The sequence below is a fragment of the Bradyrhizobium sp. dw_78 genome (genome assembly GCF_018449525.1).
Taxonomy (GTDB): domain Bacteria; phylum Pseudomonadota; class Alphaproteobacteria; order Rhizobiales; family Xanthobacteraceae; genus Bradyrhizobium.
Window position 1 is genome coordinate 927,124 of record NZ_JAAVUS010000001.1, and the last position, 13,619, is coordinate 940,742.

General features: G+C 59.7%; 17 protein-coding genes. 9 read left to right on the top strand and 8 right to left on the bottom strand.

Annotated features, from left to right (window positions below; translation table 11 throughout):
* Nucleotides 1–2: 2 nt before the first annotated feature.
* Genes HB630_RS04200 through HB630_RS04210 form a run of 3 tightly spaced genes read right to left on the bottom strand, consistent with a single transcriptional unit; the run spans nt 3 to nt 3,414 of the window.
* Nucleotides 3–842: an ABC transporter permease gene (locus HB630_RS04200; RefSeq protein WP_213770241.1), complete on the bottom strand. Its 840-nt coding sequence runs from the start codon at nt 840–842 to the stop codon at nt 3–5.
* Nucleotides 839–1,810, bottom strand: coding sequence for an ABC transporter permease (locus tag HB630_RS04205; protein WP_213770242.1), 972 nt, complete (start codon nt 1,808–1,810; stop codon nt 839–841). The genes HB630_RS04200 and HB630_RS04205 overlap by 4 nt, the downstream gene beginning before the upstream one ends.
* Nucleotides 1,811–1,863: 53 nt before the next feature.
* Entirely contained in the window at nt 1,864–3,414 is a 1,551-nt protein-coding gene (locus HB630_RS04210) for an ABC transporter substrate-binding protein (protein ID WP_213770243.1), read from the bottom strand.
* A gap of 337 nt (nt 3,415–3,751) precedes the next feature.
* Between HB630_RS04210 and HB630_RS04215 the strand changes: the two genes are divergently transcribed.
* Nucleotides 3,752–6,007, top strand: coding sequence for an EAL domain-containing protein (locus HB630_RS04215; protein ID WP_213770244.1), 2,256 nt, complete (start codon nt 3,752–3,754; stop codon nt 6,005–6,007).
* Between the two features lie 85 nt (nt 6,008–6,092).
* Here the strand turns inward: HB630_RS04215 and HB630_RS04220 are convergent, their stop codons facing one another.
* On the bottom strand, nt 6,093–6,827 hold the full coding sequence (locus HB630_RS04220; protein WP_249780629.1) for a Crp/Fnr family transcriptional regulator: 735 nt from the start codon (nt 6,825–6,827) through the stop codon (nt 6,093–6,095).
* A 20-nt stretch (nt 6,828–6,847) separates the two neighbouring features.
* Nucleotides 6,848–7,051, bottom strand: coding sequence for a hypothetical protein (locus tag HB630_RS04225; protein ID WP_213770246.1), 204 nt, complete (start codon nt 7,049–7,051; stop codon nt 6,848–6,850).
* Between the two features lie 172 nt (nt 7,052–7,223).
* On the opposite strand from HB630_RS04225, the gene HB630_RS04230 reads away from it, so the two are divergent.
* Complete coding sequence (locus tag HB630_RS04230; RefSeq protein ID WP_276571579.1) at nt 7,224–8,591, top strand: globin-coupled sensor protein; 1,368 nt, start codon at nt 7,224–7,226, stop codon at nt 8,589–8,591.
* Nucleotides 8,592–8,631: 40 nt separating this feature from the next.
* Here the strand turns inward: HB630_RS04230 and HB630_RS04235 are convergent, their stop codons facing one another.
* Entirely contained in the window at nt 8,632–9,039 is a 408-nt protein-coding gene (locus HB630_RS04235; RefSeq protein ID WP_213770247.1) for a hypothetical protein, read from the bottom strand.
* Between the two features lie 209 nt (nt 9,040–9,248).
* Here HB630_RS04235 and HB630_RS04240 point away from each other — a divergent pair, with 209 nt between their 5' ends.
* The 4 genes from HB630_RS04240 to HB630_RS04255 all read left to right on the top strand — a co-directional run bounded on the left by HB630_RS04240 (nt 9,249) and on the right by HB630_RS04255 (nt 10,591).
* On the top strand, nt 9,249–9,479 hold the full coding sequence (locus HB630_RS04240; protein WP_213770746.1) for a hypothetical protein: 231 nt from the start codon (nt 9,249–9,251) through the stop codon (nt 9,477–9,479).
* A 210-nt stretch (nt 9,480–9,689) separates the two neighbouring features.
* The gene (locus HB630_RS04245) at nt 9,690–9,818 is read left to right on the top strand and encodes a peptidylprolyl isomerase (RefSeq protein WP_249780630.1); all 129 of its coding nucleotides are present in this window, start codon (nt 9,690–9,692) and stop codon (nt 9,816–9,818) included.
* A 71-nt stretch (nt 9,819–9,889) separates the two neighbouring features.
* Nucleotides 9,890–10,198, top strand: a complete 309-nt coding sequence (locus HB630_RS04250) for a hypothetical protein (RefSeq protein ID WP_213770248.1) — start codon at nt 9,890–9,892, stop codon at nt 10,196–10,198.
* Nucleotides 10,199–10,360: 162 nt separating this feature from the next.
* Nucleotides 10,361–10,591, top strand: a complete 231-nt coding sequence (locus HB630_RS04255; RefSeq protein ID WP_213770249.1) for a hypothetical protein — start codon at nt 10,361–10,363, stop codon at nt 10,589–10,591.
* Between the two features lie 184 nt (nt 10,592–10,775).
* On the opposite strand, the gene HB630_RS28600 is transcribed toward HB630_RS04255, so the two are convergent.
* Nucleotides 10,776–10,901, bottom strand: coding sequence for a hypothetical protein (locus tag HB630_RS28600; protein ID WP_276571580.1), 126 nt, complete (start codon nt 10,899–10,901; stop codon nt 10,776–10,778).
* A 98-nt stretch (nt 10,902–10,999) separates the two neighbouring features.
* Between HB630_RS28600 and HB630_RS04260 the strand changes: the two genes are divergently transcribed.
* The 3 genes from HB630_RS04260 (at nt 11,000) to HB630_RS04270 (ending at nt 12,662) form a co-directional block, all read left to right on the top strand.
* Complete coding sequence (locus HB630_RS04260; RefSeq protein WP_213770250.1) at nt 11,000–11,284, top strand: PilZ domain-containing protein; 285 nt, start codon at nt 11,000–11,002, stop codon at nt 11,282–11,284.
* Between the two features lie 159 nt (nt 11,285–11,443).
* On the top strand, nt 11,444–11,623 hold the full coding sequence (locus tag HB630_RS04265) for a hypothetical protein (RefSeq protein WP_213770251.1): 180 nt from the start codon (nt 11,444–11,446) through the stop codon (nt 11,621–11,623).
* A 721-nt stretch (nt 11,624–12,344) separates the two neighbouring features.
* Entirely contained in the window at nt 12,345–12,662 is a 318-nt protein-coding gene (locus HB630_RS04270; protein ID WP_213770252.1) for a hypothetical protein, read from the top strand.
* On the opposite strand, the gene HB630_RS04275 is transcribed toward HB630_RS04270, so the two are convergent.
* Nucleotides 12,659–13,255, bottom strand: a complete 597-nt coding sequence (locus tag HB630_RS04275; protein ID WP_213770253.1) for a hypothetical protein — start codon at nt 13,253–13,255, stop codon at nt 12,659–12,661. The two genes, HB630_RS04270 and HB630_RS04275, sit on opposite strands and share 4 nt — an antisense overlap.
* Between the last annotated feature and the right edge of the window lie 364 nt (nt 13,256–13,619).

Consider the following 13,619-nt stretch of genomic DNA (forward strand, 5'->3'; position numbering starts at 1 on the left):
GGTCAGCGCCCCTCCCGTGCAAGCCGCGGATTAAGTGCGTCGTTGAGGCCTTCGCCGATCAGGTTCAGGCCCAGCACCGAAAGCAGGATCGCGATCCCCGGAAATACCGTAATCCACCACGCCTGCCGGATCACCGTGCGGCCGGCGCCGACCATGTATCCCCATGAGATCAGGTTGGGATCGCCGAGGCCGAGGAACGACAGCGACGATTCCAGCAGGATCGCGGTCGCCACCATCAGCGACGCCAGCACGATCACCGGCGACAGCGCGTTCGGCAAAATCTCGCGCCAGATGATCCAGCTGTTGGTCTGGCCGGTGACGATGGCGGCCTGGACGTATTCGCGGGTGCGCAGCGACAGCACTTCGCCGCGCACCAGCCGCGCCACCGGCGGCCAGCTCACGATCGCAATCGAGGCGACGATCGAATAGATCGACGGTTGCAGGATCGCGACCAGCACGATCGCCAGCGCAAAACTCGGGATGGTCTGGAAGAATTCCGTGAAGCGCATCAGTGCGTCGTCGATCCGGCCGCCGAAATAACCCGCGATGGCGCCGAGGGGAACGCCGACCGCGAGCGCCACCAGCGTCGAGACCAGGCCGACCAGCAGCGATACCCGCGCGCCGAAGATGATACCGGCAAAGACATCACGGCCCAGCGCGTCGGTGCCGAGCGGCACCTTCGACAGGGTGAACGGCGGCAGGAATGGCCGTTGCACCATGCGCCACGGTGAATTCGGAAAGATCATCGGGCCGAATATGGCGATCGCAACGGCGATCACGAGGATGATCAGGCCGACCAGCCCGCTCGGATTGCGCAGCAATTGTTTTGCGAACTGTTTCATGACGCGAATTCGATGCGCGGGTCGACGATGCGGTAGACCAGATCGGTGACCAGGTTGAAGATCAGTACCATCGCCGAACAGACCACGAATACGCCGAGCAGCAAATTGTAGTCGCGCTGCAGCAGCGCGTCGTACATCAGCCGGCCGATGCCCGGCCAGGCGAACACCGTTTCGGTCAGCACCGCGCCGCCGATCAGCGTGCCGGTGTGCAGGCCGGCCAGCGTGACCACCGGCAGCAATGCGTTGCGCAGCACGTGGCGGCGCTGGATCACGCTGGCCTTAAGTCCTTTCGCGCGCGCCGTCTTGACGAAGTCGAGCCGCTTGACTTCGAGCATCGAGGCGCGGGTCATGCGGGTATAGGTCGCCATGAAGAACAGGCCGATCGTCGCCGCCGGCATGATCAGATGCGCGCCGACATCCAGTACATGCGCCATGCCGGTATAGTTCGCGCCCACGGTTTCGTAGCCGAAGCTCGGCAGCCAGTCCCATTCCACGGAGAACAGGAGGATTGCGATCAGCGCGATCCAGAATAGCGGCGTGGCGTAGAAGACCAGGGCCACGACCGTGATGGCGGTATCGGCCCATGTCCCGGCAAAACGCGCGGCCAGGGTGCCGAAGAACACGCCTGCTATCAGTGAGATCGCGAAGGCCGTCATCGTCAGCAGCAATGTCGCCGGCAGACGTTCCATGATGAGTTGTGAAACCGGCGCCTGCTGGCGGAAGGAATAGCCGAGGTCGAAGCTGAGCACGCCCTTGACGTAGATCAGGAGTTGTTCCGGCAGCGGCTTATCGAGACCGAATTTTTCGCGCAATTGCTGGACGAACATCTGGTCGCTGGCGCCGGCTTCGCCGGCCATCACCGAGGCCGGGTCGCCCGGCGCCAACCGGATCAGGAAGAAGTTCAGCACAATGATCGCAAGCAGAACGATCACGCCTTTCACGATCCGCTGGGCGACAAAGGACAGCATGGAGCGCCTCTATCGCCGCCGTCTCATGATGAATGGCGCGCCGGTCGGGAGCCTCATTTGTCGATCCATGCGTCGCGGAAGCCGTCATTGACGCCGATTGCGGTGGTGACGAGGTTCTTGATCTTGCAATGCGTGATGGTCGGAAACTGAAGCTCGAGCAGCCAGGCGATCGGAACGTCGTCGACCAGGATCTTCTGGATCTTGTCGTAGATTTCCTTGCGCTTCGAGTCCGGCGTGGCGACCGCGCCTTCAGCGAATAATTGGTCGATCTCCGGATTGGAATAGCCCTCGACATTGTTGAACACCTGGCCCTTGGCGATCTGGCTCGAGATGTAATTGCGGGCCACGCCGAGCGCGGGATCGCCATATTGATAGAGATAGCTGAAGGCCAGGTCGTAATCCCAATCGCCGATCTTCTGGTTCGAGCCGGGCACGTCGGTGGCGACGGTTTCGATGTTGAGGCCGACATCCTGAAGGTTTTGCTTCACGGCTTCGCCCCAGCGCTGCCAGGTCTCGCCATAGGGCAGCGGCATCAGGCGGATCTTTTCGCCATTGTAGCCGGCTTCCTTGAGCAGTGCCTTGGCCTTGGCCGGATCGTAGGGATATTTCGGCACGTCGTCGGTATAGAACTTGATGGCCGAGGATGACGGGCCGGTCGCGACCTTGCCGAGGCCGTTCCAGATCACGTCCTTGGCGAAGTCGCGGTCGATCGCATACATGATCGCCTGGCGGATCTTCTTGTTCGCGGTCGGGCCGGAGCGGTTATTGAGCCACAGCCACGCCAGCGGGCTGAAGAATTCCCAGCCGTCGCCGGTGACACAGACATCCTTCAGCTTGCTCAGGCGTGGCACGTCGAAATTCTCGACCGAGCCGCCGGGCAATACGTCGATCTTGCCGGTCTCGAAGGCCGCCGACCGCGCGGCCGCATCGGGAATCACCTGCCAGTAGATGTCGTCGATGTAGGGCTTACCCTTTTCATGGTAGCTCGGGTTCTTGACCAGGTGAATGAACGAACCCTTCTGCCACTCCTTGAACATGAACGGACCGGTACCGATCGGCGCGTTGTTGTAGGGATTGGTCTTGTAGTCCGTGCCCTCATAGAGGTGCTTCGGCATGATCGGAAACGAGCCGACCTCGAAAATGTTGATGAACGGCCCGAACGGCTGCTTCAGCGTGAACACCACGGTAAGATCGTCGGGCGCCTCGACCTTGTCGATCTGCGCCAGGTTGCCGCGCGCCCGCGCATGGGTCTGCTTCAGCATGTCGACCGTGAACAGCACGTCGGCCGAGGTGAACGGCTTGCCGTCGTGCCAGGTGACGCCCGGCTTGAGTTTGAAGGTGTAGACCTTGGCGTCGTCGCTGACGGTCCAGCTTTCGGCCAATCCAGGCAGCGGTTCCAGCTTCGGGCTGTAGCGCAGCAGGCCCTCGAAGATGTTGCCCGACACCATCTGGGTCGGGCCGTTCTGGAGCATCGCGACATTCAGGCCGGGTGGCTCGGGTTGGATCACCACATTGATGGTGCCGCCCGTCTTCGGCTCTTGCGCGCTGGCCGCTGTGCCCAGAAAACAGGCCAGGGCGATACTCATCACGATTTTCTTCAGCATTACTGACGTCTTTCTGCTGGTTCGACCTATCAAATGCGGGAACGGCGAAGATCGCTTTTGTACAGGAAAACAATGGCTTCAGGCCAATTGATATCCGCTTTGACGAAGATGCTCCCATAACGTCAATCCTGCCCGCAAGACGAAACTCTCGACAGCAGGCGATTAAAAAATGGACAGCACTGCGCGAGTTGATCCAGGTTAACGACGCAGATCAAGTCGGCACGCTGAAGGATTAACCCGGACATCCTACACATCCTGGCGCGGGCCGTTTCCGGCCGCCGCACTTAAACACGCCGTTAGGCAAAGCCTGGGGCGGGATTCATCGGAAGAACTCTCGATGAAGTTGTTGAGCCAATATTTAAAAGAGCGGACGATTCCTGAAGTCCGCCTGCCAGGACCGGTTACGGTGGTCGTCGTCGGCCTGACGGCCGTGGCGTTTCAAATGACGACCGGGATATCGGGACTCTGCATGGTCCCGCTGATGCTGGCGGGCGTGTTCGCAGGCAGCATCTGCATCAGGCAACGTTCGATCGATGCGCGCACGGCATCGTTGTATGCGGCGATCGAAAGCACGCCGAACGGATTATGCATTTTCGACGCGGACCTCAGGGTCGTGGTCAGTAACGGCCAGTTCGCCGAAATGTATGGACTGACGCCGGCCCAGACCCGGCCTGGGACATCGCTGCGCGAAATTCTCGAAAGCCGCGTGGCGTCGTCCTGCGGTCCGCTGAATGCGGAGTCGTATATCGCCGATTGCCTCGGCAATGCCCTTTCCCGGGAGGCGCTCGATACGACCGACGAACTCAGGAATGGAAATATATTCGCCGTCACCCGCCATCCCATGCGCGATGGCGGGTTGATCGAGGTTCACAAGGACATCACCGATCCGTGGCTGGCGGAAGCCCGCGCCCAGGCGGCCAGGCAGGAGCTGATCGAAAAACAATATGCCATCGATCAAGCCGTCATCGTCGCGGTGACGGACCTGCGCGGCAACATCACCTATGCCAACGAGAATTTCTGCAAGATCAGCGGATATTCCCGCACCGAATTGCTGGGGCAGAACCACCGCATTCTGAATTCCGGCGCGCATTCGACGGCCTTCTTCCGCGCGATGTACCAATGCATCGCGCGCGGCAATGTCTGGCGCGGTGAATTGTGCAACAGGGCCAAGAACGGCTCGTTCTATTGGGTCGACACGGTCATCACGCCGCAACTCGGGGTCAACGGCAAGCCTGTTTCCTATATGGCGATCCGGATCGATATCACGGCGCGGAAATGCGCCGAAGCCCAGATTTCCTATGCTGCCAGCCACGATGCGTTGACCGGACTTGCGAACAGGACCTCGCTGCTGGAAAGAGCCAACGGAGCGCTGGTCGATATGCGGCGGCGCGGCATGACCGTTTGTCTGCTCGATCTCGACGGCTTCAAGCATGTTAACGACACACTGGGCCATGCCGCCGGAGATCACCTGCTCACAGAGCTGGCGTGCCGCCTGAAATCATCGCTCCGTGAAACGGACATCGTGGCGCGGCTCGGCGGCGATGAATTCGCGATCATTCAAACGGAGGTAACGGATCAGAGGGATGATGCGATCGAACTGGCGGTCGGGATCCTGGAAACGGTCGCGAGGCCGTTTCATCTGGAAGGGCGGGATGTTGGTGTCGGAGCCAGCATCGGCATCGCGCTCGCTCCGGTGAACGGCACCGATGTCGAGGAACTGCTCAAAAAGGCCGACCTCGCGATGTACCGGGTGAAGTCCGAGGGACGCAACGGCTTCAGCTTCTTCGACGAGGATCTGGGCGAAAAGGCCATCGCGCGGCTTCAGCTTGTCAACGACATGCGGGGAGCGCTGTCGCGCAACGAATTTGAACTGCATTACCAGCCGCTGTTCGATACCAGGACGTTGCGGCTGCACGGAATGGAAACGCTGGTCAGGTGGCGCCATCCGGTCGAGGGCCTGCTGGCGCCAGACCGTTTCATCGGCATCGCTGAAGAAACCGGGCTCATGGAGCCACTGGGGCAATGGATCCTGCAAAGAGCATGCGCGGACGCGGTTTCCTGGCCTGACAGCGTCAAGGTGGCGGTCAATCTGTCGGCCGCGCAATTCCGCACCGGCACGCTATTCGAAATGATCCGGCGCGTGCTGGTGGAAACCGGGCTGGCGCCGGGGCGGTTGGAACTGGAGATCACCGAATCGTTGCTGCTGAAAGACCAGGAAAGCAACGTCCTGGTCATTCAAGAGCTCAAGAACCGCGGCATAACCATCGTCCTCGACGATTTCGGAACGGGCTACGCATCGCTCAGCTACCTATTGTTGTTTCCATTCGACAAAATAAAAATCGATAAGTCGTTTACGCAGGGGTTGCTGACGCGGGCCGATTGTACGGCCGTGGTGGCGTCGATCCTGACGCTCGCCCAGGAACTGCAGATTGCCGTGACCGCCGAAGGCGTGGAAACCAACGCGCAGTTTGATCTGCTGCGGGCCCATGGCGTGAATTACGTGCAGGGATATCTTTACGGTCGGCCGCGCCCGCTGGCGGAGATCGACTTTGCTGCGCTGGAACTGGTCGCGCGGGCGGACGAGGCTGCGTAAACGAATCCGGGCGTCCGGGCCGGCATCGGCCAGCTATCCAAATGCGGGCGGGCTTTCGCTCGAAAACGCTATGACCCGATCGCCATCATTTCAGCGCCCCGATTCTCTCCAGTTCCGGAAGGTCGAGAATCTTCAGCACGCCTTCCGATAATTCCAGAAGGTGGCGGTCGCGGAGCAGTCTGAATATCCGGCTGACATGCACCGGAGTCAGTCCGACCGCGTCGGCGATGTGCTGCTGGCGCAATGGAAAGGGATAGCGTTGGTCCCGGATCACGTTGCGGGCCGCGATGCGCGGCATCAAATGCAGCAGCAGATGGGCGATGCGTTCTTCGGCCGAACGTTGGCCCAATGCGGTAAGAAGCTCGGTGGTGTCGCGAGCCTCGGCGATGCACGAATTCACGATGGCCGACTGAACGTCTGGACTGGCGGTGCATTTCGCATGGATCGCAGAACGCGCGAATCCGCTCACCCCCACTTCGGTCAATGCCTTGACCGAGAAAAGGAATGTTTTTTCGAAGATGGCGACAGGCGAAAACAGATCTCCGGGCAGCAGGAATTTCAGGATTTGCCGGCGGCCATCGGCAAGCTGGAAATATCGGAAAGCCCAGCCCGAGCAGAGCACGAACACGTCGCCGGAAGCCTGATTCCGGTCGGCGAGCTGTTTGCCCGCCCGGGCCGAAACGAAATTCTGCCAACCGGGCTTCTGGTCTGCCGTCCGGTCTTCCGGAGGCGGTCCGAGCAGGGCGCCGCAAAAGCCGGATATGCGGTTGGGGCAGGTTACGCAGAGTGATGCAAATTGTATTTCGGGGTACTTTGCCAACTTGGCTCGCTAAAGGGTTTCTACGCAAAGTGACTGAAATTTTTCCGGCGCATGCCGGAAATTGCAACTGCCTCTATCAGAATTGGATCGCGGCTCAAATTAAAAGTGGCGCAAATTAAAATCCAAGTCGCCATTCGTTCTCTCGATTCCGCTCCATCGATCGTATGCAGCGAGCGCAGCTTGAACAAGATCGGCGTCGGCAGGTTTGCCTTGATGTAGATCAACAACCTAAATCAAGTTATGGCGCTCGGAATTTAACACAGAATCGATTTAACCTTCCGCTGCTAGCATATCGCATTCGTGTGCGCCTCAACGGGCTCTGCGTTTTCGGGACGAAATCCGTCCGATGAAATTTCCTCCCGTCAAAATTTCCTTCAGTCAAAGGATCAGGGGTTCATGAAGGACAGGTTCATGGCAGGACCGATTGCCGCCGACGCCGCTCAGGATCGCGAAACACGGATGCGTTTCATGCGCATCGACGCCGGGACCGGCGAACTGTTGCGCGAATATTGGAAGGTGGTGCAACCGGCGCTGCCCGAGCTTCTCGAGGGCTTCTATCGGCATGTCGCCGGGGAGCCTCACCTTGCGCGGCTGGTCGGCAACGACATTCCACGCCTCAAGGCGGCGCAGGGCTCTCATTGGAGCCGGCTGTTCAATGGCCGTTTCGATCACGAATACATGCAGGGCGTGCGTGCGATCGGTCTCATCCACAACAAGATCGGGCTGGAGCCGCGGTGGTATATCGGCGGCTATAATTTTGTGCTCAGCCAGCTCACAACGATTGCCATTCGTCATTACCGCTGGAGAACGCGCCGGTTGTCGGACGTACTTACGGCGGTGAATTGCGCGGTGATGCTGGACATGGACATCGCGATCTCGGTCTATCAGGAAGCGATGCTGACGGATCGTCAGAAGCGGCAGGAGAAAATGGCTGCTGCAATCCAGGGTTTTGACGGCCAGATAAAGACCGTGCTGAATACGTTCGGCCGCTCGGCGGCCGATTTGCAAAAAGCGGCCGATGTCCTGACCGCCAATGCGGAAGAATCGACTAGGCAATCGACCGCGGTCGCGGAGGCCTCGGAAGAGGCGTCCGCCAATGTGCAGATGGTGGCGTCCGCCTCGGAGGAGTTAACGTCGTCGGTCGCGGAAATCGGCCGTCAGGTCACCGAGTCCACTCGAATTACCGGGATGGCGGTGGAGCAGGCCGGCCGATCCAGCACCGCGATGCAGGCGCTTGCGGAAACGGCGCAGAGGATCGGCGCCGTCGTCGATCTCATCAACGACATCGCCGGACAGACCAATCTGCTGGCCTTGAATGCCACCATCGAAGCGGCGCGCGCCGGCGAGGCGGGCAGGGGGTTTGCCGTGGTGGCTTCCGAAGTAAAGGCCTTGGCGGAACAGACCGCGAAGGCGACCGGCGAGATCGGCCAGCAGATCCTGGCTATCCAGGAAGCGACCAGGGAATCCGCCGGATCGATCCAGGAAATCGGCGTGACGATCGCCTCGGTCAATGAGATCGCCACGGCCATCGCCGCCGCGGTGGAGGAACAGGGGATGGCCACGGCCGAGATCGCGCGCAACATCCAGGAAGCGGCGCGGGGCACTCAGGAGGTTTCGAGCAACATCAGCGGCGTCAGTCTGGCCGCCGGCGAAACCGGCCGGACCGCCGCTCAACTGCTGTCGTCCGCCAGCGAACTGATGCTGCAATCCGGGACGCTCAGTAACAGCGTCGAAGGTTTCTTCGCCGCCATCCGGGCCTCCTGACGCTCCATCGCGTTTTTGCGCGAAGCATCAAAACAAGAATCTAAATCGGCTCGTAACTCTCCGATACGCAATTGTCTGCGTCCTCGGCGCGCCGACGGTCGTAGATCAGCCCGTCATTGATGGTGATGCGATAGGTCTCGACGCCGAGCGGCTTGCCGGTGGCTGACGTCAGTTCGGCCTTGACGCAAGCCGTCCAGCCCGGGCCGCGAAGATCGTGGCGCGCCGCCGAGACCTGCACATTGCTCGGAGCCGATTGCGCGACAAATACCGAATCCAGATGTTCACGCACGATCTGCTTGACATTGGGCGGCGGCTCCAGCGGTGGAGGATCGCTGTCCTTGGTGCGCATGAACTCCGGCAGCGGCGCATGGCTGTCGGCGAAGCCGCATCCCGCCAGCGGGAGCGCTGCGGCTGCGATCAACACGATATGAAAAAGGATCCGTTCCATTCGCAGCCTCTGCCTCGCGCCGCTTAACATCACCCGGCGTCCGCCGGTCAATTTAATTTTCGGTAACGACCCACGCCAGATGCTGAAACTGGCGGCGCGAACGGTTATGCTTGGCTCATGTGCCGGTCCCCTGTTTACCATCATCGGGTTGCAGGCAGCCTGCCGGGGCAAAAGCGGCGGCAGGAAGAAACAGCGAGGAGAGTTGGGCAATGAAATCCTTCGTGATGGCGACGGCTATGGTGGCGCTGATCGCGATGCCTGCTCATGCCCAGATGGGCGGCAAGCGGCATCAAAGCGATGACAAAAAGACCGATGCGCAAAAGCCGAAGGTCGATGAAAAGGCCTACAAGGCTGCGCTCGATAAAATACCCGAGCCCAAGGAAAAATACGATCCATGGGGCGTGGCACGGCCCCCGGATGCGGTGAAGAAGCCGAAATAGGCTCCTTGAGAATCGCGCGGATATCCCGCTGTGCAACACGAATGCACCGGCGAGAACCCTCCAGGCGAGGGTTCTCGCTGCATGCTGGTTCCTCCTTGTCCATATGTTTCTGCCTGTCGCGGAGCGGCATTCGCCCGCAAGCGCCAGCGGCCCTTCGGCTTGAAAATGCCGGATCTCGGATCGTATAATTGAATTGGCCGGGAGTGGTGGATGATGTTCAGGCGATCGGTGTTGATTTCAGGCGTGATCGCGATGGGCCTGCTGCTCAACGGTTGTACCAAATGCGGCCCGATCTGGGACGATTGGATGCCGAAATCATGCAAGGCGGACCACTTGTGATGCGCCAACCTGCGTGCTTGGCCTCGCCCCCGGCGTGATGGTATATTTCCGATCAATATGAGGAGCATCCCATGAGAGTTTTATGCGCAGCGGCGTTCATCGCGTTGCTGACCGGCGCGCTGTTGACGGGGGCAGCCTATGCGCAAATGCCGAACATCAACCTGATTCCGGAAATGAAATCCCAGACGCCCGAGGAAATCGAGGCCGACAAGGTGCGGGACAAGGCCTACCAGGATTCGCTGAGGAAAATTCCGGACGCCAAGACCTCCGCCGATCCCTGGGGCGCGGTCCGCAGTGACACGCCGCAGGCCTCGGCGAAGGCTGCGGCCCCCAAGACCCCGGCCAAGCCGCGTATCAAAACCGGTAGCAACGCAAACTAGGCGCGGGCTGGGATGCCCGACACGCGAGCGCGAAGGCCGATGCCTCGCGGCGCGGTTCGGGTTTGCAAATGCCCTTTTGTCGATGGGGCAGCGTCTGGCGGACTCGGATGAGCGTTTGCGCGCACTATATTGAGCCGGTCGTGATGTGTCGGAGTTTACGACATGGCCTCATCCCCACGCGATCTCGCAAGCCGAATGGCCGGCCGGCGCAAGCCGGACGATGGTTATCTGCGTGAGACCTTCATCTTGCCGCGCGAGGCGGCCCGGACCAGGGCGCGCGATTTCCTCTCCCGCTACCCGAAGGCCGCCTATATGAGCGGCGTGGAAAGCTGGCGCGAACTGCCCGGCGGCGACATCGAGTTCACGATGCGGCGGCTGCGGAGCGCCGATTAGAGCCTTATCGGTTCTGATTGAATCAGAACCGGGCTCACCTCTTTTGTTTTGATGCGTTTTCTTCACGCCAACCGGAATCCACTTCGCTCGAAAACGCTATGAAGAAGCGACGGAAAGTTGAACATAGATTTCGATTCAACCAATAGGCGTCGGCTCTTGGGCGCTGGCGCGCAATTGCGGATTTTCAGTAAAATTTCGCAGGATTGTTAGTGGTTCTGGCCAGCAGGTGTTGAAGCTTTTCGCCTAAAGCCGCTTTGGTTCCGATCGCATCGGAACCAGGTTCCAGTCCTTTTTTGACGCGTTTCTTCATGCGACCCGCTTCCCGCCCTTCCAGGTACGGCAGGCTTTCGCGCGAAAACGCTATAGGTTCGCGGCTTACCGATGGCGAGAAACCCCAAAGATCTCGGCATGCGCAGGGGTGTCCGGGTCGGCCTGCGCAAAACGGGATTTCTGATTCCTGCGCCGGATGCGGCATGGATCGAATGCATTGTCGTCGATGTTTCCGATCATGGCGTTTGTCTGGATGTCGGCGCCTTGGCGGTGTCGAAGATGTTCGGACTTGCATTCACCGCGGACGGCGAGGTGCGCCGGCTGTGTACGGTGGTCTGGCGCCGGGGCGAGCGGCTCGGCGCGCGCTTCGTGACCGCCAGCGAACTGCGGCAAGGCAGGACGACGACGGAGGCCGATCAGTAGTTTTGAAAAAGCGGCGAACACATTGCCGCGCGCATGCCGTGTTTTCCGGGCAGGCCGCCGCTGAACGGCCGGCCTATTCATCGTTCGTTGAGGAAACGTGATTGAACCTAAGGGCCGTTCTTGAGTCGTAATGAGTAGGTCGGAATTTGGAGGGACGGCATGTCCGAGTCACCGGATTTCAGGAAGTGGGCCGCCAGGGTAGCCGGCCAAGCCGGCAAGGAGCGGAACGCCAGCGAGGCTCACCGCCTGATGAGCATCGCCGAATACTGGACACGGCTTGCCGACATCGAGGATTGGCAGCGCGACAGCCAGTCCGGCGAAAACACCACCGCACATTAGCACAAGTCTGTTGGCGGGTGCCCCGCGCGCCGCCCCACGGATATCGATGAGGCCCTATACCATCCGGCAGAAACTCAAGATCACCGCCGGCGCGGCAGCGTCTCTGGTGATGGTGGGCTGGCTCATGGTGCTGGCCATCGCTTTTCTATCGCCGGGATGAAGCGAGGCCGCGGTTCATTTGCGGCCGTGCCATTTCGCACTTCGGATCCAACTCGGGATCTCGCGATAGCAGAAGCCGTTTTTGTTCATTTCCGCGATCGTCCATCTGCTTGGATGCCGCTCCCTTCCGAAGAAGGCCCAGTCATCCGGGTCCGGTCGTTCGCCGGGCCACGTTCTGAGCCATGCTTCCCCGGCGCCGTCAGGCAAGCGGTCGGCCTTCATCCGGTAGACATCATAGACAGGCGGCCGCATCGCACTTCTCCCCCGCAAGGATGTTCCATGCGTCGGCGTGAGTCGCGGCGGAATTGGGACCCCCGCACAAAACGGACATCCGTTCGCCGGGAGAACGGCGGAATTAAACACGGCGTCTGAATTGAAAGCCGAAGATAACTAGCGGGTTAGCTTGGGGATGAAAGAGCGGCGGCGTTCTTTAATAGTACTGGACCCTTATGCTCCGTCTGAGCCGAAGGGGCCACTCAGTCTGGCAAAAAGGGGCCATCGAAGAAAATAGCGTTATGTCAGTATACCTGACTTAAAAGATACAACCGGGAACTCCATTTGATTGGCTCTACCCAAAATGGAGCAGGGAATGCCAAGAGTAACAGAGGATGAAGTCGCAAAAGCGGTTGAAGACGTCCTGAAAGGACGCCCTAGCGGACGTGCCACGATCAAAGAGCTAGTTGCGGAAATTCCAAATCACCTCAAGTTATCCGCTGAGGATTTGAAGCAATCAGGAACCAGGCAGAACGAGGCGGTTTGGGAGCAACAAGTGCGCAACATCACCTCGCACAAAGCGTCTCCCGGCAACGCAATCTACGAAGGCAGGCTTATCGCTATCCAAGGCGGCCTTGCACTTCCCTGCAAGGAAGACGTCGCTTAGGCAAACTTCGCCTTGTAGCCGGGCTTGAACCATTTCAATTCGGTTTGGCCCGGCGCATCTTTGTCCCAGACGAACCAAGCATACGCGGTCGTGCCACTACCCTTTGGTTCAACGCCATGTGGGTAGAAGGTAATCCGCTCGCTAAAAACCCACACGCGTGCTGGCGGGATTTTGGAAAAGATCGTATTCGCGCGATTGGCCCCTTCGAGAAAGGCCAGCCGCAAGAGCAGCGCAAATTTCCGATTTGAATGCTTCACGCCGTTTTCAACAAAACCTTCGGCGCAGTTGTAGGGCGGGTTCGTTACGATGTTATCGGCGGACCATTGCGGTGTGAGGAAATCAAATCCCGTTTCGCCATAACCGCGGTCGTAAAGATCAGAGCTACGTACCGGCTGGCCTGTTTCTTCGAGGACGCGTGACATGGTGCCGTCACCACAGGCGCTTTCCCAAATTTCGCCATTGAACTTTTCGTTTTCAATCAGCGCGAACGTTGCCCAGCGAGGCGTGGGAAAAAAATCAGGTCCGCTGAGATCAGCGAACCTTTTCATTGTGGGCTTGAAGCCGCCGTTTAGATTGTAGGTCGCGTCTGCCATCCGAATCTCCCTGCTAGTTACCACACTAGCAGAATCATTGATTCAGCAAGGCTTTTCGGTGAGTCACTTTGACTCACCCTTTTCCGCCGTCGATTACCGTGAAAAGCTTGCGCCGCTCTGCGCTCGGGATCGGCGTAATTGGCTGTGTAGCGAGCGCAGCATCGATAAGCTCGCCCAATGGCCCAAGTACGGTCCACCACGCCCACGCCTTCGCCTCGCCTTGAGGGCTTCGTGGACGCGGCAGAGATTGTAATGTGCCACGTACAGCGCGACCGCCGCAACGTGGTTATCCAGTTTCTTTGAAAAGCCATTGGTGAGCCGGGTAAACCGGCGCTGGCCCATGCGCAGCGAAAGGTTCTGACGT

Excerpts from the sequence above, each read along its gene's own strand:
- HB630_RS04275 (WP_213770253.1), bottom strand. The coding sequence starts at position 13,255 with ATGGCAGACGCGACCTACAATCTAAACGGCGGCTTCAAGCCCACAATG.
- HB630_RS28600 (WP_276571580.1), bottom strand. The coding sequence starts at position 10,901 with ATGAAGAAACGCGTCAAAAAAGGACTGGAACCTGGTTCCGATGCGATC.
- HB630_RS04215 (WP_213770244.1), top strand. The coding sequence starts at position 3,752 with ATGAAGTTGTTGAGCCAATATTTAAAAGAGCGGACGATTCCTGAAGTC.
- HB630_RS04205 (WP_213770242.1), bottom strand. The coding sequence starts at position 1,810 with ATGCTGTCCTTTGTCGCCCAGCGGATCGTGAAAGGCGTGATCGTTCTG.
- HB630_RS04240 (WP_213770746.1), top strand. The coding sequence starts at position 9,249 with ATGAAATCCTTCGTGATGGCGACGGCTATGGTGGCGCTGATCGCGATG.
- HB630_RS04245 (WP_249780630.1), top strand. The coding sequence starts at position 9,690 with ATGATGTTCAGGCGATCGGTGTTGATTTCAGGCGTGATCGCGATGGGC.
- HB630_RS04210 (WP_213770243.1), bottom strand. The coding sequence starts at position 3,414 with ATGCTGAAGAAAATCGTGATGAGTATCGCCCTGGCCTGTTTTCTGGGC.
- HB630_RS04230 (WP_276571579.1), top strand. The coding sequence starts at position 7,224 with ATGAAGGACAGGTTCATGGCAGGACCGATTGCCGCCGACGCCGCTCAG.
- HB630_RS04235 (WP_213770247.1), bottom strand. The coding sequence starts at position 9,039 with ATGGAACGGATCCTTTTTCATATCGTGTTGATCGCAGCCGCAGCGCTC.
- HB630_RS04255 (WP_213770249.1), top strand. The coding sequence starts at position 10,361 with ATGGCCTCATCCCCACGCGATCTCGCAAGCCGAATGGCCGGCCGGCGC.
- HB630_RS04265 (WP_213770251.1), top strand. The coding sequence starts at position 11,444 with ATGTCCGAGTCACCGGATTTCAGGAAGTGGGCCGCCAGGGTAGCCGGC.
- HB630_RS04250 (WP_213770248.1), top strand. The coding sequence starts at position 9,890 with ATGAGAGTTTTATGCGCAGCGGCGTTCATCGCGTTGCTGACCGGCGCG.
- HB630_RS04260 (WP_213770250.1), top strand. The coding sequence starts at position 11,000 with ATGCGCAGGGGTGTCCGGGTCGGCCTGCGCAAAACGGGATTTCTGATT.
- HB630_RS04200 (WP_213770241.1), bottom strand. The coding sequence starts at position 842 with ATGAAACAGTTCGCAAAACAATTGCTGCGCAATCCGAGCGGGCTGGTC.